The following is a 20,867-nucleotide window of genomic DNA, read 5'->3' on the forward strand; positions in this document are numbered from 1 at the left end:
CACCATCTCTTTTGGAAAGTTTCCTAACAGTTCGGGAGACGCCTCATGAAAAGATCGCTCCGCCGGGCCCTCTGGGCCGGTGCCGTGGTCGCCGTGACCGTCGCAGCGGTGCCGGTGACCACCGCGTTCGGCGCCGGCACTGTCACCACCACCTTCACCAAGGCGCAGGACTGGGGGACCGGTCACGAGACGAGGGTGACCGTCACCAACGGCTCCAGCGCCACCGTCACCACCTGGCGCATCGAGTTCGACCTGCCGTCGGGCACCACCATCAGCAGCGCGTGGGACGCCGACGTCACCAGCAGCGGCAACCACTACGTCGCGGTCAAGAAGAGCTGGGCCGGCGGCATCGCCCCCGGCGCCTCGTTCAGCTGGGGCTACAACGGCAGCGGCGCCTACAAGGCACCACTGAACTGCACCATCAACGGTGCCGCGTGCGGCGGCGGGACGACCCCGCCGACCACCACTCCGCCGACCACCACCCCACCGACGACGACGCCGCCCACCACCCCTCCGCCCACCACGCCACCGCCGACCACCAACCCGCCGAACCCGGGCGGCAAGAAGATCGTCGGTTACTTCGCCGAGTGGGGCGTCTACGGGCGCAACTACCACGTCAAGAACATCCAGACCAGCGGCTCGGCCGCCAAGCTGACCCACATCCTGTACGCCTTCGGCAACACCACCGGTGGCCGGTGTGCCATCGGTGACAGCTACGCCGACTACGAGAAGGCGTACACGGCTGCGGAGAGCGTGGACGGCGTCGCCGACACGTGGGACCAGCCGCTGCGCGGCAGCTTCAACCAGTTGCGCAAGCTCAAGCAGCTGAACCCGCACCTCAAGGTGATCTGGTCGTTCGGTGGCTGGACCTGGTCCGGTGGCTTCACCCAGGCCGCGCAGAACCCGGCCGCGTTCGCCGAGAGCTGCTACAACCTGGTCGAGGACCCGCGCTGGGCGGACGTCTTCGACGGCATCGACGTCGACTGGGAGTACCCGAACGCCTGCGGTCTGACCTGTGACACCAGCGGCCCGAACGCGTTCAAGAACGTGATCAGCGCGTTGCGGTCGAAGTTCGGGTCCAGCGCCCTGGTCACCGCGGCCATCACCGCGGACGGCAGCAACGGCGGCAAGATCGATGCCACCGACTACGCCGGCGCCATCGGCAACCTCAACTGGCTGATGCCGATGACCTACGACTACTTCGGCGCCTTCGCCGCACAGGGTCCGACGGCACCGCACTCCCCGCTCACCTCGTACACCGGCATCCCGCAGCAGGGCTTCAACTCCGACGCGGCGATCCAGAAGCTCAAGAGCAAGGGCGTCCCGGCCAACAAGCTGCTGCTCGGCATCGGTTTCTACGGTCGGGGCTGGACCGGTGTCACCCAGGCCGCTCCGGGTGGCAGCGCCACCGGCGCGGCGCCGGGCACCTACGAGGCCGGCATCGAGGACTACAAGGTCCTCAAGAACACCTGCCCGGCCACCGGCACGATCGCCGGCACCGCGTACGCCAAGTGCGGCAGCAACTGGTGGAGCTACGACACCCCGTCGACCATCAACGGCAAGATGACGTACGCGAACAACCAGGGCCTCGGTGGCGCGTTCTTCTGGGAGCTCTCCGGTGACACGAGCAACGGCGAGCTCATCGGCGCCATCAAGGGCGGTCTCGGCTGAGCCGAGGGCCGACGCACCACCCACACGGCGGGAAGGGGCCCGCACCGTCCCTTCCCGCCCGTGACACAGCGGCCCGGCCGACGCCCAGCGTCGACCGGGCCGCCGCCATTGGGCTCGGTCAGCCGGATGTGGCAGACTCGCGGCTCGGCACGTCTCGATCTCACCGCCGACGGAGGTGATCATGCGCCCGACGCACCGCAGGCTCGCGGCGACCGCCGCCGGGCTGATGCTGCTGCCGGTCGCCCTCATCGGTTGCGGGATCGGCGACAAGGACGAGGAGAAGTCCGCCGCCAAGCCCGCCCGAGCCCCCGCCGACGAGGCCGCCACCCGCTCCCGTGAGCGCGTGCAGGCGTACCTCGACGCGATGGCGGCCAAGGACGTCGCCGCCGGCCGTAGCCAGCTCTGCGCTCTGCTGCACGACGGCTTCGACCTGGGCGCCACCGGCCCCAACGGTGACTTCGCCGATCACTTCCAGGTGCCGGAAGCGGCCATCACGGACATCCGGTCCGGTCCGCTCGGGCAGGAAGTCCGCGTCTCGGTCTCGGTCGCGGTCGGCAAGCGCACCGTCGTCCGGCCACTGGTCTTCACCGTCACCCGGGACGGCAGCGACTGGTGCATCGCCGCCGAAGCGCCGGGTGAGCCGGCCGCCCCGACGCCGGCCGGCGTCGCCCCTACCCCCGCGTCCTGACCAGCGCCCGGCAGATTGATCTCCCATCTGCCGGAACCGTCCCCCTCGCCGCCCGGTCACCCCGACCGTCGCCGTACGCTTTCTGTCATGCGCCATGAGTGGCATCAGCTGAGCCATCCCGCGGTGGGCAGCCCGGGCCTGCAGACCAGCCGACCGACCATCGACTCCGCCGAGGACGCCGCGCTCGGTCTGGACCGATGGCGGGAGCTGCCCCGCGAGCAGGTCCCGCCGTGGTCCGACCCGGCTGCCGTGGCGGCGGTCTGCAAGGTCCTCGACACCGTGCCGTCGGTCGTCGCGCCCTACGAGGTGGACCAGCTCCGGCAGAAGCTCGCCCTGGTCTGCGAGGGCAAGGCCTTCCTGCTGCAGGGTGGTGACTGCGCCGAGACGTTCGTGGACAACACCGAGAGCCACCTGCTGGCCAACGCCCGCACCCTGCTCCAGATGGCGATCGTGCTCACCTACGGCGCGTCGCTGCCGGTGGTCAAGGTCGCCCGGGTCGCCGGGCAGTACACGAAGCCCCGCTCGCTGCCGACCGACGCCCGCGGCCTGCCCGCGTACCGCGGCGACATGATCAACTCGCTGGAGGCCGACCCGGCCGCCCGGGTCGCCGACCCGCAACGCATGATCCGCGCGTACGCCAACTCGGCGGCGGCGATGAACATGCTCCGGGCGTACCTCGCCGGCGGGCTGGCCGACCTGCACGCCGTACACGACTGGAACAAGGGCTTCGTGAAGAACTCCCCGGCGGGGGAGCGTTACGAGGCGATCGCCCGGGAGATCGACCGGGCGCTGGCCTTCATCCGGGCCTGCGGCATGACCGACGACGAGGCGCTGCGCACCGTCACGCTCTACTGCTCCCACGAGGCCCTGGCCCTGGAGTACGACCGGGCGCTCACCCGGGTCTCCGACCGTCGGGCGTACGGGCTCTCCGGGCACTTCCTGTGGATTGGCGAGCGCACCCGGCAGATCAGCGGGGCGCACATCGACTTCATCTCCCGGATCGCCAACCCGATCGGGGTCAAGCTCGGCCCGACCACCTCCCCGGACGAGGCGATCGAGTTGTGCGAGAAGCTCAACCCGGACAACATCCCCGGCCGGCTCACACTGATCAGCCGGATGGGCAACCACCGGGTACGCGACGCGCTGCCGCCGATCGTCGCCAAGGTCACCGCCGCCGGGGCCAAGGTGGTCTGGCAGTGCGACCCGATGCACGGCAACACGCACGAGTCGTCGAACGGCTACAAGACCCGGCACTTCGACCGCATCGTCGACGAGGTGCTCGGCTACTTCGAGGTGCACCGGGGGCTGGACACCCACCCCGGCGGCCTGCACGTCGAGTTGACCGGCGAGGACGTCACCGAGTGCCTCGGCGGCGCCCAGGGGATCGAGGATCTCGACCTGCCCGACCGGTACGAGACCGCCTGCGACCCGCGTCTGAACACCCAGCAGTCGTTGGAGTTGGCCTTCCTCGTAGCGGAGATGCTGCGGGGCTGAGCTTGCGAGCCCGCAGCCGGCAAGTCAGAGGATGACAATGGCTGACGTGGGGAGCGAGCTTGCGAGCCCGCAGTCGGCAGTTGAAAGGATGACAGTGCCTGATCTGTTCGTGGACCTGCGGTCCGACACGGTGACCCGACCCACCGCCGGGATGCGGGAGGCGATGGCCGCCGCCGAGGTCGGTGACGACGTCTACGGCGAGGACCCGAGCGTCAACGCGCTGGAGGCCGAGGTCGCCGCGTTGTTCGGACACGAGGCGGCGCTGTTCGCCCCGAGTGGTTCGATGGCGAACCAGATCGCCCTGCAACTGCTGGTGTCGCCCGGCGACGAGTTGCTCTGCGATGCCGACGCGCACGTGGTCACGTACGAGATCGGCGCCGCGGCCGCGTACGGCGGGATCTCCTCGCGGACCTGGCCCGCCGTGGGCGCGGACATCGACCCGGAGATGGTGGCCGGGATGATCCGGCCGGACGGTTACTTCGCCGTCCCCACCCGCGCGGTCGCCGTCGAGCAGACCCACAATCGCGGCGGCGGCGGGGTGATTCCGCTGGCGACCCTGCGGGATCTGCGCGGGGTCGCTGACGAGGCGGGGGTCGCACTGCACTGTGACGGCGCCCGGATCTGGCACGCGCACGTCGCCGACCAGGTGCCGCTGATCGAGTACGGCCGGCTCTTCGACACGCTGTCGGTATGCCTCTCCAAGGGCCTCGGCGCGCCGGTCGGTTCGCTGGTGATCGGCAGCGCGGAGAAGATCGAACGTGCCCGGCTGATCCGCAAGCGGATGGGCGGGGGCATGCGCCAGGCCGGCATTCTCGCCGCCGCCGGCCGGTACGCGCTCGCGCACCACATCGACAGGTTGGCCGACGACCACGCGAAGGCGGCCCGGCTCGCCGAGGCGGTCGCGCCGTTCGGTGTGCTCGCCACCACGGTCCGTACCAACCTTGTCGCGCTGGATCTCACCAAGCACACCCTGGACGCGCGGGCGCTGGCCGCCGCGGCGCGGGCCGAGGGCGTACTGATCTCGGTGCTCGGCCCCCGTACCGCCCGCCTGGTCACCCACCTGGGCCTCAGCGACGCGGACGTCGACCGCGCCCTGGCAGCCCTACCCCGAATCCTCGCCGCAGCCTGAACCCCTGTTCACCTCGGTGATCAAGAGGTTCGCGTCAGATTCCGGTCGCCGGGTGACGCAAACCTCTTGATCAACGAGGTTGGGGTCAGGGGTGGGACAGGCGGGTGAGGGTGGCGATGTCGGCGGCGTGGCCCACGTGCTTCTCGCTGGGGGTTTCCACGACGGTCGGGACGCCAGCGGTCGCCGGGTGCGCCATCAGCTCGGCGAAGGCCGGCTCGCCGATGCTGCCCTTGCCGATGTTCTCGTGCCGATCCCGGGTGGAGCCGCACAGATCCTTCGAGTCGTTGGCGTGGACCAGCCGCAGCCGGTCCGCACCGACGGTGGCCACCAGGGTGTCCAGGGTCGCCGTCATGCCGCCCTCGGCCGCCAGGTCGTGGCCGGCCGCCCAGGCGTGGCAGGTGTCGAAGCAGACCCCGAGCATGGGGTGGCCGTCCACCGCGTCCAGGTAGGGGCCGAGCTGCTCCACCCGGGAGGCCAGTGACCGGCCACCGCCGGCGCTCGGCTCGACCAGCAACATCGGCCCACCAGCGTCGGCAGCCCAGTCGAGCAGCGGCAGCAACACTTCGCGGACCTGTCCCATCGCCGCCTCGGCGTGCCCCTCGTCCACCGAACTGCCCGCGTGGAACACCACCCCGCGCGCGCCGATCGCCACGCCCCGACGCAACGCGTGCGCCAGCGTCTCGGCCGACTTCTCGACAGTGGCCGGGGTGGGTGAGCCGAGGTTGACCAGCAGCGCGGCGTGGATGAACGCGGGAATGCCCCGCTCGGCGCAACCGTCGCGGAACAGCGCGTCCTGCACCGGGTCGCCGTTGGGCAGTGCCCAGCCTCGCGAGTTGGAGACGTAGACCTGCACCACCTGTGCACCGGTCGCGTCGGCGTACGGCAGGGCGGCCTTCGCCAGCCCACCCGAGGTCGGAGTGTGCGTGCCCACAGGGCGCGCGGGGATCGTCGGCATCAGAAGCACGTGAGGGTGACCGGGGTGCCGGGCGCCACCTGCGAATTCTCGCCCGGGAGCTGGATTCGGACCACGGCGTTCGGGTTGATCGCCATCGTCACCGGGAAGCCCTGACCCTCCAACGCCTGCTTGGCCTGCTGGCACGGCAGGTCGATCACCCGCGGCATGGCGACCAGCGGTGGCCCCTTGCTGACGTCCAGCTTGACCTCGGTGCCCTTCTCCACGCCAGCGCCATCGGCCGGGCTCTGGCCGAGGATCTCGTCCCTCGGTTTGTCGGAGTCCTTGTAGGTCTCCTTCAGCACCAGGTTGAGCTGGGCCAGGGTCGTCCGGGCGTCGGTCAGGCTCTTGCCCACCAGGTTCGGCACCGTCACCGGCGCCCTGCCACGGCTCAGAATGAGGGTGACCTTCGCACCGGGTTTGACCTCGGTGCCCACCTTGGGGGAGCTGTCCACCACGACCCCGGCCGGCAGGCTGTCGTCATAACGGGGGGTGCCCTTGGCCACCACCAGCTTCACGTTGACCAGGTCCGCCTCGGCGAGCTCGAACTCCTTGCCGATCACGTCCGGTACGGGGAAACGCTCCGGACCGAGGGAGAGGGTCAGGGTGATGGTGCCACCCTTGACGATCTTGGCAGCGGACGCCGGGCTCTGCTCCAGCACGCTGTCCTTCGGGGCCTTCTCATCGAAGCGCGGCTCAGCGTACGTGAGGAGGAGCCCGGAGCGGTCGGCCCGCGACTGCGCCTCGGCCTTGCTCAGGCTCACCAACTGCGGAGCGTCCGTGTAGCGGCCGACACCGAACCACCAACCCCCGATCGCGGCCACCAGGCCCAGCGTCACCACCACGGCCGCGACGGCCAGGCGGCCACGGGGGTTGCTCAGCACCGTGCTGCGCAGCGCGGCGAGCCGGGCGCCCAGGCCCTCCGCCGGCTCCGGGGCGGCCCGACGCCGCCCCGGCCCCTGGCTGCTGGCGCCCTCGGGCAGTCGTGCCCACGACGGGCGGTTGGGCGGCTGGACCGTCGCGACCATCATCGTCGGCTGGGAGAGCGACGGTGCGTCACTGATCGGGCGGAGCACGGCGGTGTGGCTGTTGGCGTCGCCCAGGCGATCCCGGGCCACCTGCACCTCGGCCAACAACGCGCCGGCGTCCGCGGGCCGGGCTCCCGGATCGCGGCGGGTGGCCCGCTGCACCAGGTCGTCGAGGACCGACGGGAGGCCCGGCACCAGCGTCGAGGGCGTCGGCACGTCCCGGTCGACGTGCTGCCAGGCGACGTCCACCGGGCGGTCCCCGTCGTACGGCACCCGACCGGTGAGCATCTCGAACAGCACGATGCCGGCCGAGTAGACGTCGGTGCGCGGATCGGCGCGGCCCTCGGTGACCAGCTCCGGGGCGACGTACGCCACGGTGGCCATCAGCTGGTTGCCCTGCTCCTCGTCGGCGCTCGCCTCGACCGCCCGGGCCAGCCCGAAGTCGGCCACCTTCACGACGCTGTCGACCAGGTTGGCGACGCCACCGGTAGGCGCCTCCGCGACCAGCACGTTCTCCGGTTTGACGTCGCGGTGCACGAGGCCGGCCCGGTGCGCGGCGGCGATCGCGGCGAGCATCTGCTCGGCGATGGCCAGTGCCTCGTCCGGGTTGAGCCGGCGTCGCTCGGCCAGCACGTCACGCAGCGTGCGACCCCGGACGTACTCCATCACCAGGTACGGAAGGCCGGCGTGCGTGCCCTGGTCGTAGACCGCCACCACGTTCGGGTGGGTCAGCCGGGCGATGGTCTTCGCCTCGTCGGTGAACCGGGCCACGAAGTTGGCGATCCGGGCCCGTGCCTCGCTGGCCTGGGTCGGGTGAATGATCTTGACAGCGACGGTGCGCTCAAGGCGTTCGTCGGTGGCGGTGTACACGGTCGCCATGCCACCACGGGCCACGCGACCGCGAATGCGGTAGCGCCCGTCGATCAGCGAGCCCAGCAACGTGTCGGCGACCTGAGTGTCCATCGGCAGGCAGTCTATGTGTCCAGAGGGTGAGGGATGAACAGGATGCTACAGCCGTATGCCGAACCGGGTCCGTCCCGCCGGGTTCCCCATCCCTTATCCGCTGGTCAGCGGCGATCAGGGAAGGGGGCGCAGATGGGTCGCCCGGGGTGCCGGTGGCCCGTCGCGGCGGCGGCGTGGCAGGGTGGTCGGGTGACCGAACCCGTACCCGACCAGGCCGCGCCCGGCCTGGAGCTCGCCGGCCCCACCGACCCGGCCGACTGGTTGACCCTGCCCGACGTCGCCGAACGCCTCGACGTGTCGATCAGCAAGGTGCACCAGATGATCCGTGACCGCGAGTTGTTGGCGGTCCGCCGCGACGGCGTCCGCCGGATCCCAGCGGACCTGGTCGCCAACCAGACAGTGCTCAAGCACCTGCCCGGCGTGCTCAATCTGCTCGCCGACAACGGCTACGACGACGAGGCTGTTCTGCGCTGGCTCTACGAGCCGGACGACACCCTCCCCGGCGCCACCCCCGCTGCCGCCCTCTCCGGCGACCAGGCCCGAGAGGTGAAACGCCGAGCCCAAGCCCAGGGCTTCTAACCCCACCCCCGGACCCGCCCCCCGGCCTCGGTTGATCATGAAGTTATTGCCAGCCCGCTTGGCGTGTCGTGGCAATAACTTCATGATCAACGCCGGCGGGCGGGGGCGGGGGCGGGAGGAGGGTGGGGGTGGGGCAGGGTGGGGGGTTAGTCGGATCGGCGGGTTGCGACTATGGCCAGGTCTACCAGGGCTTGGCGGGCCTCGGTGTCGAGGCCGACGGCGGTCAGGGCGGCCAGGGCGGCGTCGGTGAGTGTGACGATCCGCTGTTCGGTACGGGCCAGCGCCCCGCTCCCCGAGATCACCTCGCGGAGCCGAGCCACCCCGTGCTCGTCCAGCTCCGGGTCGCCGAGCCGGCCGAGCAGCAGCTCGCGGCCCGCGTCGTCGGTGGCCTCCACGGTCGCCGCCACCAGGTAGGTGCGCTTGCCCTCGCGTAGATCGTCGCCGGCCGGTTTGCCGGTCAGCGACGGGTCGCCGAAGACCCCCAGCACGTCGTCGCGGAGCTGGAACGCCTCGCCCAGCGGCAGCCCGTACGCCGAGTAGGCCGTCCGCACGTCCTCCGGCGCGTCGGCCAGCGCGGCGCCGAGCAGCATCGGACGCTCGACGGTGTATTTCGCGGACTTGTACCGGGCGACCTTGCTGGCCCGCTCCACCGAGGTGTCCCCGGTGACCTGTGTGAGCACGTCGAGGTACTGCCCGACGGTGACCTCGGTGCGCATCTCGTCGAAGACCGGCCGGGCCCGGGCCAACGACCACAGGTCCAGGCCGGCGGAGTGCAGCAGCTCGTCCGACCAGACCAGGCACAGGTCACCGAGCAGGATGGCCGCGGCGTCGCCGAAACCGTCCGCGTCGCCGCCCCAGCCGGCCTCCCGATGCCGGGTGGCGAACCGTCGGTGTACCGCGGGCTCGCCGCGACGGGTGTCGGAACGGTCCATCAGGTCGTCGTGGATCAGGGCGCTGGCCTGGACGAATTCCAGTGCGGCCAGGGCGGTCAGCACCTGGTCGCCGTCCAGCCCGCCGGCTCCCCGGAACCCCCAGTACGCGAATGCGGGACGCAGCCGCTTGCCGCCGCCGAGCACGAACGCCTCGATCGCCTCGGCCACCGGACCCAGCGCGTCGTCCACGGCGGCGAGCCGGACCCGTTGGCCGGCCAGGAACTCGGTGAGAGCCTTGTCGACCCGCTGCCGCAGGCCGGCGCGGTCGACGGGGGACACGGGAGCAGCGTGGGTCACGCCCCGACGCTAGCCGGTCGCCCGTGCTCGTGCTCCACCGCCACGCGTAGTCCCGCCGGTGCGGCCGGGCCCCGTCCGCCTGGCCGGTCGCGCGCCGGCCGCCGTAGCGCGGCCCGGCCCGGTGGCCCGCGTCGAGCCGGCCCGACGGGTGGCCGCGGCAGCCTCGGCGAGCACCACCAGCGGCACGTCCAGGACGACGGCGAGCCAGCCGAGCCAGAACCCGCCCGGCACGCGACGCTGTCGTTCCCACCGGGAAATCTCGTGCCGACTGAGCGTCGGCACCCCGGCGGCGGCACACAACTCGGCGGCGGCTCGCTGTTGGCTCAAGCCCCGCTCCAGTCGGCACCGGGCCAGCAGCGGCCCGAGCTGCGCGGGGCGCGGCGATGCGAGCGGGATCATCTGTCCTCCTGGCGGGCGTCGGTGCGGTGACGACCCACCCGCCCGACCGGACGGGACCGGCGCCACCGCTCGGTTGCTGACCCCCGCGCGGGACCCGGGCCACCCCCGCCGCCCCTCCCGCACCGTCCCTTCCTACCTCGGAGGTACGACGCCTTTCCGCCGTCGGGTCGGGGAGCGCGGTGCGACATCGCCCGCCGGCTCACGACAGACCGGGCGACAGACCGAGCGACGCCGCCCCGGGCTCACGGCAGACCGGGGCGACACCGCCCACCGGACCGGCGACGCCGGCCGCTGGATGGGAAGGGCCTGGGTCCTGGTGCCATCGACCGCTAGAGTCGGGTCGTGGCGCTTGGTCTTCCCTCGACACTCCCCAATCCGCAGCCGGCGATCGGGGAGCTCATCCGTGAGCGCCAGCCGACCTTCTCGTTCGAGTTCTTCCCGCCCAAGACCGAGGCGGGGGAGCAGCTGCTCTGGCAGGCCATCCGCGAGTTGGAGTCGCTGCGCCCGTCGTTCGTGTCGATCACGTACGGGGCCGGCGGCTCGACCCGGGACACCACAGTGGCGGTGACCGAGCGGATCGCCACCGAGACCACTCTGCTGCCGATGGCCCACCTCACCGCGGTCAACCACTCCGTCGCCGAGCTGCGGCACGTGGTCGGTCGGCTCGCCGGGGTTGGGGTGCGCAACGTGCTGGCCGTTCGTGGTGACCCCCCGGGCAACCCGGGCGGTGAGTGGATCCGTCACCCCGAGGGCGTGGACTACGCCGAGGACCTGGTCCGGCTGGTGCGCGACGCCGGCGACTTCAGCGTCGGCGTGGCCGCCTTCCCGTACAAGCACCCGCGCTCGCCCGACGTGGCCACCGACACCGCCCAGTTCGTCCGCAAGTGTCGGGCCGGCGCGGAGTTCGCGGTCACCCAGATGTTCTTCGACGCCGACGACTACCTGCGGCTACGTGACCGGGTGGCCGCTGCCGGCTGTGACACCCCGATCCTGGCCGGCGTGATGCCGGTGACCCAGTTCAGCACCATCGAGCGGTCAGTGCAGCTGTCCGGTGCGCCGTTCCCACCGGCGTTGGCGGCCCGCTTCGAACGCGTCGCCGACGACCCGGACGCCGTCCGCCGGCTCGGCATCGAGCAGGCCAGCGAGATGTGCCGCCGCCTGCTGGACGAAGGCGTGCCGGGAATCCACTTCATCACCCTCAACCGGTCCACTGCGACCCGCGAGGTCTGGCAGAACCTGAAGGCCGGCGCCCGCGTGTGAACGATGCGCCTGCGACACCTGTTGCCCGGCACGACGGTTGATCCGTGGTGGGCACACAGCTGAACTGGGATCAGTACGCCACGGCGTGGGCGCGGTTGCACGGCGGGTTCGACCCGCGGGTCGCGGCGCCGGTGGTGCGCGCCTGGCTGCGATTCGCGTACCACGTCGGATATGTGCTGGGTCGGCTGCGGGTCAGCCCCACCGCGGTCACCGTGGCCGGGGTGCTGCTCTGCTTCTGCGTACCGTTGCTGGTGGGCCGGCCGGGGGACGGGCCGTTCCTCGGCGCGCTGTTCGTGCTGCTCGCCGCCGTGGCGGACAGCGTGGACGGCGCGGTGGCGGTCGCCACCGGCCGCACCACCCGGCTCGGCTACGTCTACGACTCGGTCGCCGACCGGCTCGGTGAGGTGGCGTGGCTGCTGGCCTTCTGGCTGGTGGGCGCGCCGGGTGGGCTGGTCGTCGCGGGCGGCGCGCTGTCCTGGTTGCACGAGTACGTCCGGGCGCGGGCGGTTGCCGCCGGCATGCGGGAGATCGGCGCGGTGACAGTGGGGGAACGCCCCACCCGGGTCTCGGTGGCGTTGGCCGGCCTGCTGGTTGCCGGGCTGGCCGGGCTGATCGAGCCGGACCTGGCCGCCGGCACCATCACCATGGCGACAGCGGTCTGGGTGCTGCTGGCTGGTTTCGGCCTGGGGCAACTGCTCTCCAGCATCCGCCGCGCACTGCTCGACGCCGACTGACCGGGCCAGCCCGACGCCGACCGAGACAGGCGCCAGCTGAGGGGGCCGAACAGGCGCCGGCCGGAGCAGGCCGGGTCTACCAGGCGGGGCCGATCTCGTCGGCGACGATCTGCGCGGAGAGGGTCACCATCGGCAACCCGCCGCCCGGGTGGGTGGAGCCACCCACCAGCCACAGCCCGTTCGCCGGGCCCCGGTTCGCCGGGCGGAGCAGCCCACCGGCGGTGCCGTAGATCGAGCCACCTGGCGCGCCGGTCGCCACGTCCAGGTCGGCCGGGGTGCGGATCTCGCGGAACAGCAGCCGGTCGCGCACGTCCACGCCGCGCCGCGCCAGCACGTCCAGGATCCGATCGGCGTACGCGTCGGCCAGCCCCGGGCGTCGCCAGTCGACAGCGCCCGCCGCGGTGCCCTGCCGGGCGGCGTTGACCAGCACGAACCACGCCTCGTGTCCGGCTGGGCGGACCATCGGGTCGTCGGCCACTGTGACGAACACCGCCGGGTCGGCCGCCGGCCGGGCCCGTACACCCCGCCCGGGGTCACCGAAGACCGCGTCGAACTCGGCGTCGTAGTCGGCCGGGAAGAAGACGTTGTGGTGGGCCACCCCGGTGCTGCCGGAGACGCCGAGCAGCAGCACGAAGCCGGCGAGGCTGCGGTCGGTCAGCGCGGCCAGCCGACGCGGGTGCGGCAGCAGGTCACGGTAGACGGTGAGCGCGTCCACGTTGGCCACCACCACGTCGGCGGGCACCGGGGTGGTGACGCCGGCGAGGCGTACCCCATGGACCCGGCCGCCGGTGGCGTCGATCCGGGTGACAGTGGTGTCGGTCTGCACTACCACGCCGAGGTCCAGGCAGCGGGTCAGCAGCGCGTCGGCGAGCGTGCCCAGCCCACCGCGCAGGTACCAGCCGCCGAAGGCCAACTCGGCGTAGGGGACCGCGACCAGCGCCGCCGGCGCCCGACGTGGGTCGGCGCCGGTGTAGGTGGCGTACCGGTCCAGCATCATCCGCAGCCGCGGGTCGGACAGGTGCCGGCGGCCCAGGCCGCGCAGGCTGCGGCCCGGGGCGATGGCGGCCAGGTCCCCGACGCGCCAGGCCAGCGACGCGAGGTCGCGGGGAGAGTCGACGGTACGACGCAGGATGTCCCGTGAGGAGGCCTGCCACACCCGCGCCGCCCGCCGCCACAGCCGCTGCCAGTCGGCTGCCGCCCGGTCACCGAACGCGGCCCCGATCCGGGCGGTGAACTCCGCCGGGTCGGCGCACGAGTCCAGGGTCGGGCCACCGTCGGGGAAGACGTGCCGGACGATCGGGTCCAGTGGGACGAGGTCCAGGTATTCGTCGAGCTTCGCCCCGGTCGCCTCGAACAGGTCGTGGAAGACCTCGGGCAGGGTGAGCAGGCTCGGCCCGGTGTCGAAGTGGAACGACCCGGCCGGGGTGTCGTGCGCGTACCGGCCGAGCTTGCCGCCGACAGTGTCGGCCCGCTCGAAGACGGTCACCTGGTGCCCGGTAGCGGCCAGCCGGGCGGCGGTGGCGAGGCCACCCACCCCGGCGCCGACGACCACGATCCGCGCCATGCCGCGTCCTCCCTAGCTGACCGGGCGGCCCCGCCAGGTCAGGCGGCGTCGCTTTCGCAGATGGTACGACCGCAGGGTCAGCCAACCGAGGACCACGACCGACACGGGGTGTGCGAGCGCGTCGGGCCACCACCGGCCACCGGTCGCGCGGGCGGTGAGCACCCGTCCGGCCACCCCGAGCACGTACGCGGCCAAGCCCACGGCGGCCACCCTCGGTGCGCCGGCCGCCGCACCCGTCAGCGCGATCAGTGGTGGGGCGGTGTAGAGCAGCAGCAGCGCCGCCACCACGGCTGCCGCCGCGCCCGGGTGCCCGAACGACGCCCAGAGCGACTTCGAGTACCCGTCGCGCAGTTGCGGCCAGTCGTCGTACATCCGGCAGGTGGCCAGCCGGGAGCCGTCGGCCAGGGCGATCCGCCCACCGGCCCGCTTGACCGCCCGGGCCAGCTCGACGTCCTCCAGGATCTTGTCGGCGACCGCGGCGTGCCCGCCGGCCGCGGTGTAGCCGGCCCGGTCCACCACCAGGAACTGCCCGCCCGCCGCGGCCAGCGACGGCCGCGACGAGCGCTCCATCGCGCGCAGCGGCAGAAAGGTCAGCCAGAGCCACTGCAACAGCGGCTGCACCAACCGGTCGCCGGCCGTCGCCACCACGATCCGGGGGTACGGCGACAGCAGCGTCGCCCGGGCCGCGCGCAACTCGGTGACGGCAGCGGCCACGGCGTGCGGGGCGAGCACCACGTCGGCGTCGACGAAGGCCAGCGCGGTGGCGTCCGGGTCGGCCCGGGTGGCCAGCTGCCAGCAGGCGTGCGGCTTGCCCAGCCAGCCCGGCGGTGGGGCGACCCCGGTGAGCAGCGTGACCCGGGGGTCGTCGCCGGCCACCGCGCGGACCACGTCGGCGGTGCCGTCGGTGGACCCGTCGTCGAGGACCACGACGCGCAGCCCGGGTACGCCGCGCTGGGCCAGCAGGGCGCGCAGGCAGGGCGTTACCCGGGTGGCCTCGTCGCGCAGCGGCAGCAGCACGGTGACGGGCTCGTCGACGTCGTCGGGCCGGTCGGTGGGTCGGCGCAGCCACCGGGTGGCGTTGAGCCAGGTGTGCCCGGTCAACGTGGCGACGGCGACGAGCAGGGCGAGCAGAACGGTCATCGGGTCGCGTCGACGCCGGGGCGGTGTGTCTGGGGATCCGCCGGCCGGAGGTGACTGTCGCGCCGGGCGCGGAGCACTGTCACCGCCAGGGGTACGGCGGTCACCGACATCCCGGCGGCGCCCCAGAGCGCCGAGGCGGGCAGGTCGAGGAAGACGGCGTGGGCCAGGATGCTGGAGAAGTACGTCCACAGGTAGAGCGCGACCATCGGGTCGTCCCGCCGGTCGGTGTGTTCGGCTGCCGGCCCGGCCAGCGGGCGCAGCGCGCTCATCATCAGCACCGCGAAGAGCAGCCAGCCCAGGTAGTTGCTGATCGGGATGCCGGCCAGGCCGGGCAGGGCCGGGGTGGCGTCGCGCCAGACCCAGTAGCCCTCGGCCACCATCTGCGGGTCGAGGAAGAGGTCCCAGGCGGCCAGCCCCACGGTGGCCAGCGCGATCCGCCCCACCCAGCGACCCACCGTCGGCCCGCTGCCGCCGGCTGTCGACCCGCTGCCGCCGACCGTTGCGGCCCCGCCGCCGGTCAGTCGGACCGCTGCCAGCCAGGCCGGCCAGGCCATCCAGGTCCAGGCCAGCGGAATGATCAGTGGCACGCCGGCCAGCTTGGGGCCCAGCTCTCCGGAGTAGTCGTAGCTGCCGAACGGCACGCCGGTGGCCACCCCGATCGCCTCGATCGCGAACCCGCCGCCGGTCGCCACCGCGACCAGCGCCGCCGCCACCCGTGGGCCCCGGCTGAGCAGCGCGTGGCCGACCGAGAGCAGCCAACCGAGGACGACGGTGGCCACTGTGAGCCCGGCCCGGGTGGCGCCGGTGGTGAGCGGGTAGCAGATCTGGGCGAGCACCAGGACGGCGAGCAGCGCCCAGGAGATCCGCCGGGTCATGACGCCGGTGGCTCGAGCGGCAGATCCCGACCGAGTACGCCGAACGGTCGCTCGTCGCCGGGGAAGTGGAAGTCGCGCAGCACGTCGACGAAGCCGAACCGTCGGTACAGCCGCCAGGCCCGCGAGGTCTGCTCGTCGGCCTCCGGGGTGGACAGCAGCACTGTGTCGCCCTCCGCCATGCCGAGCAGCGCGCGTAGCTGACCGGCGCCCAGGCCGTGCCCCTGCGCCGGTGGCCGGACGTGCAACTCGACCACCTCGAAGCAGTGGGTGAGCCAGCGCGTGCGGGTCGGGGCGTCCAGCGCGCGGTGCACCTGGTCGTGCCACCACTGACCGGAGGCGCCCAGGTAGCCGTAGCCGAAGCCGGCGAGGTGACCCTCGCTGGTCAGGCTGGCGACCGCCCGGAAACCCGGCCGGCGGACGTGGGTGGCGATGTAACCGCGCCGGGCCTCCAGCAGGTCGGTGCGGTACCCCATCGCCTCGCCGTAGACGGCCACCACGTCGTCCAGCCGCCGGACGAGATCGTCCGGCGTCCAGCGCACCAACCTCATGCCCGTCCACCCTTCACCGTTTCCGGGCCGCCGTCGGCGGCCCATCCGAGCACCGACCGGTCGCCGACCACGTCGCGCACCTCGAACCGGGCGAACAGCTCCTCGGCGTACCAGCCCGCGGTGGGGGTTCGCATGATCGCCGCCCGATGCTCCGGGTGACGGTACGCGAACGCCACCAGGTCCGTCGGGTCGCGCCACACGCTCACCGTGCCCTGCCAACCCAACGGGGCCTCTCCGACTCCGAACCGGGCCAGCAGCCCGGGCGCGTCGCGCAGGGCGGCGGCCACCGGCGGGATCGCCCGCCAGAAGGTGGCCGCCCGGCGGGCCCGCAGCCGGGCCCGGGTCAGTGCCAGCACCGGGCCGGTGACTCGGCCGCCCGACGGGTCGCCGAACGGCCGCTGGCCGGACCACTCGCCCCGGCTGGTCAGCGGGCGGAGGTCGATTCGGGCCTGGGCGTGGGCGATGCGCGCCCAGGCCCGCCCGACCGGCGAGTCGTCGAAGCCGGCCGCCGCGGCGGGAGAGTCCCAGACGGTCAGCGCCGCCCACCGGGTCAGGTCGGCGTCCCGTGGCCCGAAGTCGGTGCCGGTCCCGGTGCCCAGCAGCTTGCCGAACCGAACGCCGGGGAGGGCCCGCAACCGGCGGGGGTCCACCGCCATCCGGGTCAGCGCCCGGGGCAGCGCGCCGGGGGAGGTCCGCCACACGTGCAGCGTGACCAGCTCCGGAGCCGCGCTGACGTCGCCGCTGGGCCCGCTGGTTCGCTCGCTCCGCTCGCTCACGCCACCTCGGCCGGGGTGCCGGCGGTGACCCGCAACAGCTCGGGGTAGGTGGTCGGGAAGACCGCCTGGGGTACGCCACCAGCGGCCCAGATCTCCGCGTACGCCGCCAGCGCCGTGTCCACCAGGGTGCGCAGTGGGTGCGGGTGCCCGAGTGGGGCGACCCCGCCGATCGGCTGCCCGGTGTGGGCCCGGACGAACTCCGGGGTGGCCCGGCGCAGTCGGGTGACGCCGATCGATGCCGCCAGGCCGGCGGTGTCGACCCGGTGTGCGCCGGAGGTGAGGACGAGCAGCGGGGTGTCGTCCGCGTCGAAGATCAGTGAGTTGGCGATCTGGCCGACCTCGACGCCGAGCGCCTCGGCGGCCGCCGAGGCGGTGTGCACCGCGTCGGGCAGCAGACGGACCATGCTGGGCTCACCGGCGCCGTCGAGAGTGCCGGCGGCGGTGAGCGCGTCCTGCACCGCCCGTACGTTCGGGTGTGGCTGCATCCCGCCATTCTTCCGGGTCCGCTGGTGGCCGGTTCAGCCGGCCGGCGCGCTCGGCGCGTCACACGTTGCATTTTCGTCGGAGGGGAGGTGTACTGTCAGCAGCAGTTAGAACGAGTGTTCGATTGCCTCGAACGCCCGTTCCAACCAGCCGGAGCGCGGCGTTTCGCGGCGCCACCTCCGGGCGGTGCGGCTCCGCGGGCCGCACCTGGGTTTCCGGGCAGTCGCGAGCCTGGTCCCAACAGGCAGGAGCGTTGCCCGCCGCCCACGACCCCCGGGCGGCGGGCGACGCACCCGCCGGTCCGCCGGCCGGGTGTGGTGTGGGGAAGCATCCACACCCGGCCGGCCACACCCGGTGCGTCTTCCTCCGCACCACCCCGACCTCGGCGTCTCGTCGGCGGCATCAGCCGCCGCGGTGACGTCTCGGCCACGTGGAGGAGAGACACCCATGCCGACCAACCCGGCTCAGGCACCGACGGTGCCGGCGCACGTGCTGCCGCACCGCACCCCCGCCCAACTCCTCACGTTGGCCCGCCGTGGGCTGGTCGAGGCCGGCCAGACCCGACCTGACGGTCTGCGCTACGCGGCTGCCCACCTGGCCGCCCTGCGCGCGGCGGCGGCCCTGCTCGCCGCCCGGGCCCGACCCGCGCCGAGTCGACGCAACCGGATCACCAGCGTCTGGGTTCTCCTCTGCGCCGTCGCTCCGGAGCTCGACGAGTGGTCCCGGTTCTTCGCCGCGGGGGCCAGCAAGCGCGCCGCCGCCGAGGCCGGCATCCCCCGGGTGGTCAGCGCCCGGGAGGCCGACGATCTGCTCCGCGCCGCCGAACAGTTCGTCACTGTGGTGGAAACCGCGCTCGGCGTGGCCCACCAACCGGCCCTGGACGGCCTCGCCGCCTGATCCCGCCTGCCACCGGCCGCCCTACCGGGGGGAGCCGGGCGGCCGGTGGCACGGCGTGCCGGTCCTGATCTGATCCACAGCAACGACGGGGGAGTTGGTCCAATGGCGGGCCGCATGGTGGTCGGTTCCGCCGCGCTGGCCGATCTGGTGCGCCCGGCGAGCGCATCCGACCCGGTCGGTGGCCACCGGGTGCTGCCGGTGGTGCCCGAGCTGACCGGTCTGCTGCCCAACCGGGGCCTGCGCCGGGGCAGCACCATAGCGGTCGCCGCCGGTCAGCCCCGCCGCAGCGGTGGCACCTCGCTGATGCTGGCCCTGCTCGCCGAGGCGTCCCGGGCCGGCTCGTGGTGCGCCGTGGTCGGGGTGCCGACGTTCGGCGCGGGCGCGGCGGCTGAGCTGGGCATCGCCCTGGACCGGCTGGCCCTGGTGCCGAACCCCGGCCCCGAGTGGGCCACAGTGGTCGCCGCGCTGATCGACGGGGTGGACGTCGTGGTCACCGCCGTGCCGGCCTCGGTCTCCGCCTCGGTCGCCACCCGGTTGGCCGCTCGGGCCCGGCAGCGCGGCAGCGTGCTCGTCCCGTACGGCCGGTGGGACGGCGCGGACGTGACGCTGCAGGTGGTCCGGGGAGTCTGGGAGGGTCTCGGGCTGGGCCGGGGGCGGTTGCGCCGCCGGGAGATCACCGTCTCGGCGCGCGGGCGCGGCGCGGCCGCCCGGCCCAAGGAGATCAAGGTCTGGCTCCCGGGGGACGAGCTTACCCGGGTGATCCCTCGTGCGCTGCCGTCGCCCGCGGGCCGATCGGCCGCGCCACTCGCGCTGGTCGGTCGGGGGTGACCGGCGCGCCGGCACGCACGCTGCTGCTGTGGTGCCCGGACTGGCCGGTGCTCGCCGCCGAGATCGTCGACGGGGTGCCGGCGACCGGCCCCGTCGCCGTGCTGCACGCCAATCGGGTGGTCGCCTGCTCCGAGCGGGCCCGCGCCGAGGGGGTGCGTCGAGGGCTGCGCAAGCGGGAGGCGCAGGGGCGCTGCCCGCAGCTCACCGTCGTGGAGTACGACCCCGGCCGGGACGCCCGTGCGTTCGAGCCGGTGGTCGCCGCGGTGGAGGAACTGGTAGCCGGCGTCGAGGTGGTCCGCCCGGGTGCCTGCGCGGTGGCCGCCCGGGGGCCGGGCCGTTACCTCGGCGGCGAGGAGGCGGCCGCTGAGCGGATCATCGAGCACGTGGCGCAGTCGTGCCTGGTGGAGAGCCAGGTCGGCATCGCCGACGGGGTGTTCGCGGCCGGGTTGGCCGCTCGCGCTGGCCGGGTGGTGGCACCGGGTGGGACACCGGAGTTCCTGGCCGGGTTGCCGGTCGAGGCGCTCGGCCGGTCGGCGCTGGCCGACCTGCTGCGTCGGCTGGGGGTACGCACCCTCGGCGACTTCGCCGCCCTGCCGGCCGGCGACGTGCTGGCCCGGTTCGGGTTCGACGGTGCGCTGGCCCACCGGCTGGCCGCCGGGCGGGACCACCGCCCGCTCGCCGTCCGGCGGCCGCCGGCCGACCTGACGGTTACCGCGGAGCACGACGAGCCGATCGACCGGGTCGACGCGGCGGCGTTCGTGGCCCGGGCGCTGGCCGAGCGGCTGCACGAACGGTTGGCCGGGCACGGGCTGGCCTGCACCCGGCTCGGCATCGAGGCGGTGACCGAGCACGGGCAGGAGCTGCACCGGGTGTGGCGGCACGATGGCCTGCTCACCGCCGCGGCCATCGCCGACCGGGTGCGCTGGCAGCTCGACGGATGGCTCTCCGGCAGCAACGGCCGCGCCGGCGCCCGGCCGGCCCGACCGACGGCCGGCATCATCCGGCTGCGACTGATCCCGGACGGCGTGATCGCCCAGGCCGGTCTGCAGGCCGGCCTCTGGGGGGAGACCGGCGAGGAACGGGAACGCGCGCACCGGGCGTTGAGCCGGGTGCAGGGCATCCTCGGCCCGGAAGCGGTGGTCACCGCTGTGCTCGGTGGTGGGCGCTCCCCGGCCGACCAGGTGCGACTGGTGCCGTGGGGCGACGAACGCGTCCCCGCCCGTCCTGGCCCGCCGGCCGATGCCGGCGCCGATCCGGCCACCGGCCGGGGTGCAGGCGGGGCTCCGCCGTGGCCGGGCCGGCTGCCGGCACCCGCGCCGGCGGTGGTGCTGCCCAGTCCGCTCGCGGCGACGGTGCACGACGCCGCCGGTGAGCCGGTGGTGATCAGCGCGCGGTTGGCGGTGAGCGCCCCACCGGCTCGGCTGGTGGTCGGCACCGGCCAGCCGGCGGAGATCGTGGGCTGGGCCGGCCCGTGGCCGGTGGACGAGCGGTGGTGGGCGCCGGTCGAGGCCCGCCGCCGGGCCCGGTTCCAGGTCAGCCTGGCCGACGGTGCCGCCCTGCTGCTGGCCGTCGAGGCCGGGCAGTGGTTGGTGGAGGCGATCTATGACTGAGCCGGTGCTCCACGGGTCGC

General features: G+C 73.4%; 20 protein-coding genes. 10 read left to right on the plus strand and 10 right to left on the minus strand.

What is annotated here, in order from left to right; all coding sequences use genetic code 11:
• Nucleotides 1-45: 45 nt before the first annotated feature.
• The 4 genes from NIE111_RS02565 (at nucleotide 46) to NIE111_RS02580 (ending at nucleotide 4,982) form a co-directional block, all read left to right on the plus strand.
• Entirely contained in the window at nucleotides 46-1,671 is a 1,626-nt protein-coding gene (locus NIE111_RS02565; RefSeq protein WP_238682843.1) for a glycosyl hydrolase family 18 protein, read from the plus strand.
• A gap of 181 nt (nucleotides 1,672-1,852) precedes the next feature.
• Nucleotides 1,853-2,359, plus strand: coding sequence for a nuclear transport factor 2 family protein (locus NIE111_RS02570; RefSeq protein WP_238682844.1), 507 nt, complete (start codon nucleotides 1,853-1,855; stop codon nucleotides 2,357-2,359).
• 87 nt (nucleotides 2,360-2,446) lie between these two features.
• Nucleotides 2,447-3,853 carry a class II 3-deoxy-7-phosphoheptulonate synthase gene (locus tag NIE111_RS02575; protein ID WP_091407607.1) on the plus strand — a complete coding sequence of 469 codons (1,407 nt, stop codon included), beginning with the start codon at nucleotides 2,447-2,449 and terminating at the stop codon, nucleotides 3,851-3,853.
• Between the two features lie 88 nt (nucleotides 3,854-3,941).
• On the plus strand, nucleotides 3,942-4,982 hold the full coding sequence (locus tag NIE111_RS02580) for a threonine aldolase family protein (RefSeq protein WP_274530561.1): 1,041 nt from the start codon (nucleotides 3,942-3,944) through the stop codon (nucleotides 4,980-4,982).
• 85 nt (nucleotides 4,983-5,067) lie between these two features.
• Here the strand turns inward: NIE111_RS02580 and NIE111_RS02585 are convergent, their stop codons facing one another.
• Nucleotides 5,068-5,937: a deoxyribonuclease IV gene (locus tag NIE111_RS02585; RefSeq protein ID WP_238682846.1), complete on the minus strand. Its 870-nt coding sequence runs from the start codon at nucleotides 5,935-5,937 to the stop codon at nucleotides 5,068-5,070.
• Nucleotides 5,937-7,925, minus strand: coding sequence for a Stk1 family PASTA domain-containing Ser/Thr kinase (pknB, locus tag NIE111_RS02590; RefSeq protein WP_238682847.1), 1,989 nt, complete (start codon nucleotides 7,923-7,925; stop codon nucleotides 5,937-5,939). Before pknB ends, NIE111_RS02585 begins: the two co-directional genes overlap by 1 nt.
• A gap of 189 nt (nucleotides 7,926-8,114) precedes the next feature.
• Between pknB and NIE111_RS02595 the strand changes: the two genes are divergently transcribed.
• Entirely contained in the window at nucleotides 8,115-8,504 is a 390-nt protein-coding gene (locus NIE111_RS02595) for an Rv2175c family DNA-binding protein (RefSeq protein WP_091408069.1), read from the plus strand.
• Between the two features lie 146 nt (nucleotides 8,505-8,650).
• Here NIE111_RS02595 and NIE111_RS02600 read toward each other — a convergent pair whose 3' ends face one another.
• Nucleotides 8,651-9,733 (minus strand): polyprenyl synthetase family protein, encoded by a 1,083-nt coding sequence (locus NIE111_RS02600; protein WP_238682848.1) that lies wholly within the window; start codon nucleotides 9,731-9,733, stop codon nucleotides 8,651-8,653.
• A 9-nt stretch (nucleotides 9,734-9,742) separates the two neighbouring features.
• Nucleotides 9,743-10,132 carry a helix-turn-helix domain-containing protein gene (locus tag NIE111_RS02605; protein WP_238682849.1) on the minus strand — a complete coding sequence of 130 codons (390 nt, stop codon included), beginning with the start codon at nucleotides 10,130-10,132 and terminating at the stop codon, nucleotides 9,743-9,745.
• Nucleotides 10,133-10,474: 342 nt separating this feature from the next.
• Between NIE111_RS02605 and metF the strand changes: the two genes are divergently transcribed.
• Both metF and NIE111_RS02615 read left to right on the plus strand, forming a co-directional pair.
• Nucleotides 10,475-11,392: a methylenetetrahydrofolate reductase [NAD(P)H] gene (gene metF / locus NIE111_RS02610; RefSeq protein ID WP_238682850.1), complete on the plus strand. Its 918-nt coding sequence runs from the start codon at nucleotides 10,475-10,477 to the stop codon at nucleotides 11,390-11,392.
• 44 nt (nucleotides 11,393-11,436) lie between these two features.
• Complete coding sequence (locus NIE111_RS02615) at nucleotides 11,437-12,126, plus strand: CDP-alcohol phosphatidyltransferase family protein (protein WP_112582773.1); 690 nt, start codon at nucleotides 11,437-11,439, stop codon at nucleotides 12,124-12,126.
• 76 nt (nucleotides 12,127-12,202) lie between these two features.
• On the opposite strand, the gene NIE111_RS02620 is transcribed toward NIE111_RS02615, so the two are convergent.
• From NIE111_RS02620 to NIE111_RS02645, 6 genes are read right to left on the minus strand one after another with little or no spacing between them, the layout of a single operon-like run.
• On the minus strand, nucleotides 12,203-13,690 hold the full coding sequence (locus NIE111_RS02620) for a phytoene desaturase family protein (RefSeq protein ID WP_238682851.1): 1,488 nt from the start codon (nucleotides 13,688-13,690) through the stop codon (nucleotides 12,203-12,205).
• Nucleotides 13,691-13,702: 12 nt separating this feature from the next.
• On the minus strand, nucleotides 13,703-14,830 hold the full coding sequence (locus NIE111_RS02625; protein ID WP_238682852.1) for a glycosyltransferase family 2 protein: 1,128 nt from the start codon (nucleotides 14,828-14,830) through the stop codon (nucleotides 13,703-13,705).
• The gene (locus NIE111_RS02630; RefSeq protein ID WP_238682853.1) at nucleotides 14,827-15,705 is read right to left on the minus strand and encodes a carotenoid biosynthesis protein; all 879 of its coding nucleotides are present in this window, start codon (nucleotides 15,703-15,705) and stop codon (nucleotides 14,827-14,829) included. The genes NIE111_RS02625 and NIE111_RS02630 overlap by 4 nt, the downstream gene beginning before the upstream one ends.
• The gene (locus tag NIE111_RS02635) at nucleotides 15,702-16,253 is read right to left on the minus strand and encodes a GNAT family N-acetyltransferase (RefSeq protein WP_091407634.1); all 552 of its coding nucleotides are present in this window, start codon (nucleotides 16,251-16,253) and stop codon (nucleotides 15,702-15,704) included. Before NIE111_RS02635 ends, NIE111_RS02630 begins: the two co-directional genes overlap by 4 nt.
• Entirely contained in the window at nucleotides 16,250-17,029 is a 780-nt protein-coding gene (locus NIE111_RS02640) for a monooxygenase (protein ID WP_238682854.1), read from the minus strand. Before NIE111_RS02640 ends, NIE111_RS02635 begins: the two co-directional genes overlap by 4 nt.
• Entirely contained in the window at nucleotides 17,026-17,514 is a 489-nt protein-coding gene (locus tag NIE111_RS02645) for a YbaK/EbsC family protein (protein WP_238682855.1), read from the minus strand. The genes NIE111_RS02640 and NIE111_RS02645 overlap by 4 nt, the downstream gene beginning before the upstream one ends.
• A 445-nt stretch (nucleotides 17,515-17,959) precedes the next feature.
• Between NIE111_RS02645 and NIE111_RS02650 the strand changes: the two genes are divergently transcribed.
• The 3 genes from NIE111_RS02650 to NIE111_RS02660 all read left to right on the plus strand — a co-directional run bounded on the left by NIE111_RS02650 (nucleotide 17,960) and on the right by NIE111_RS02660 (nucleotide 20,847).
• The gene (locus NIE111_RS02650) at nucleotides 17,960-18,409 is read left to right on the plus strand and encodes an SAV_6107 family HEPN domain-containing protein (RefSeq protein ID WP_007463070.1); all 450 of its coding nucleotides are present in this window, start codon (nucleotides 17,960-17,962) and stop codon (nucleotides 18,407-18,409) included.
• A gap of 102 nt (nucleotides 18,410-18,511) precedes the next feature.
• Nucleotides 18,512-19,237, plus strand: coding sequence for a DnaE2-dependent mutagenesis accessory factor ImuA' (gene imuA', locus NIE111_RS02655; protein WP_238682856.1), 726 nt, complete (start codon nucleotides 18,512-18,514; stop codon nucleotides 19,235-19,237).
• On the plus strand, nucleotides 19,234-20,847 hold the full coding sequence (locus NIE111_RS02660; RefSeq protein ID WP_238682857.1) for a DNA polymerase Y family protein: 1,614 nt from the start codon (nucleotides 19,234-19,236) through the stop codon (nucleotides 20,845-20,847). Before imuA' ends, NIE111_RS02660 begins: the two co-directional genes overlap by 4 nt.
• Nucleotides 20,848-20,867: the final 20 nt, after the last annotated feature.

Source organism: Micromonospora hortensis, assembly GCF_022230935.1.
In the GTDB taxonomy this organism is placed as follows: Bacteria; Actinomycetota; Actinomycetes; order Mycobacteriales; family Micromonosporaceae; genus Micromonospora; species Micromonospora hortensis.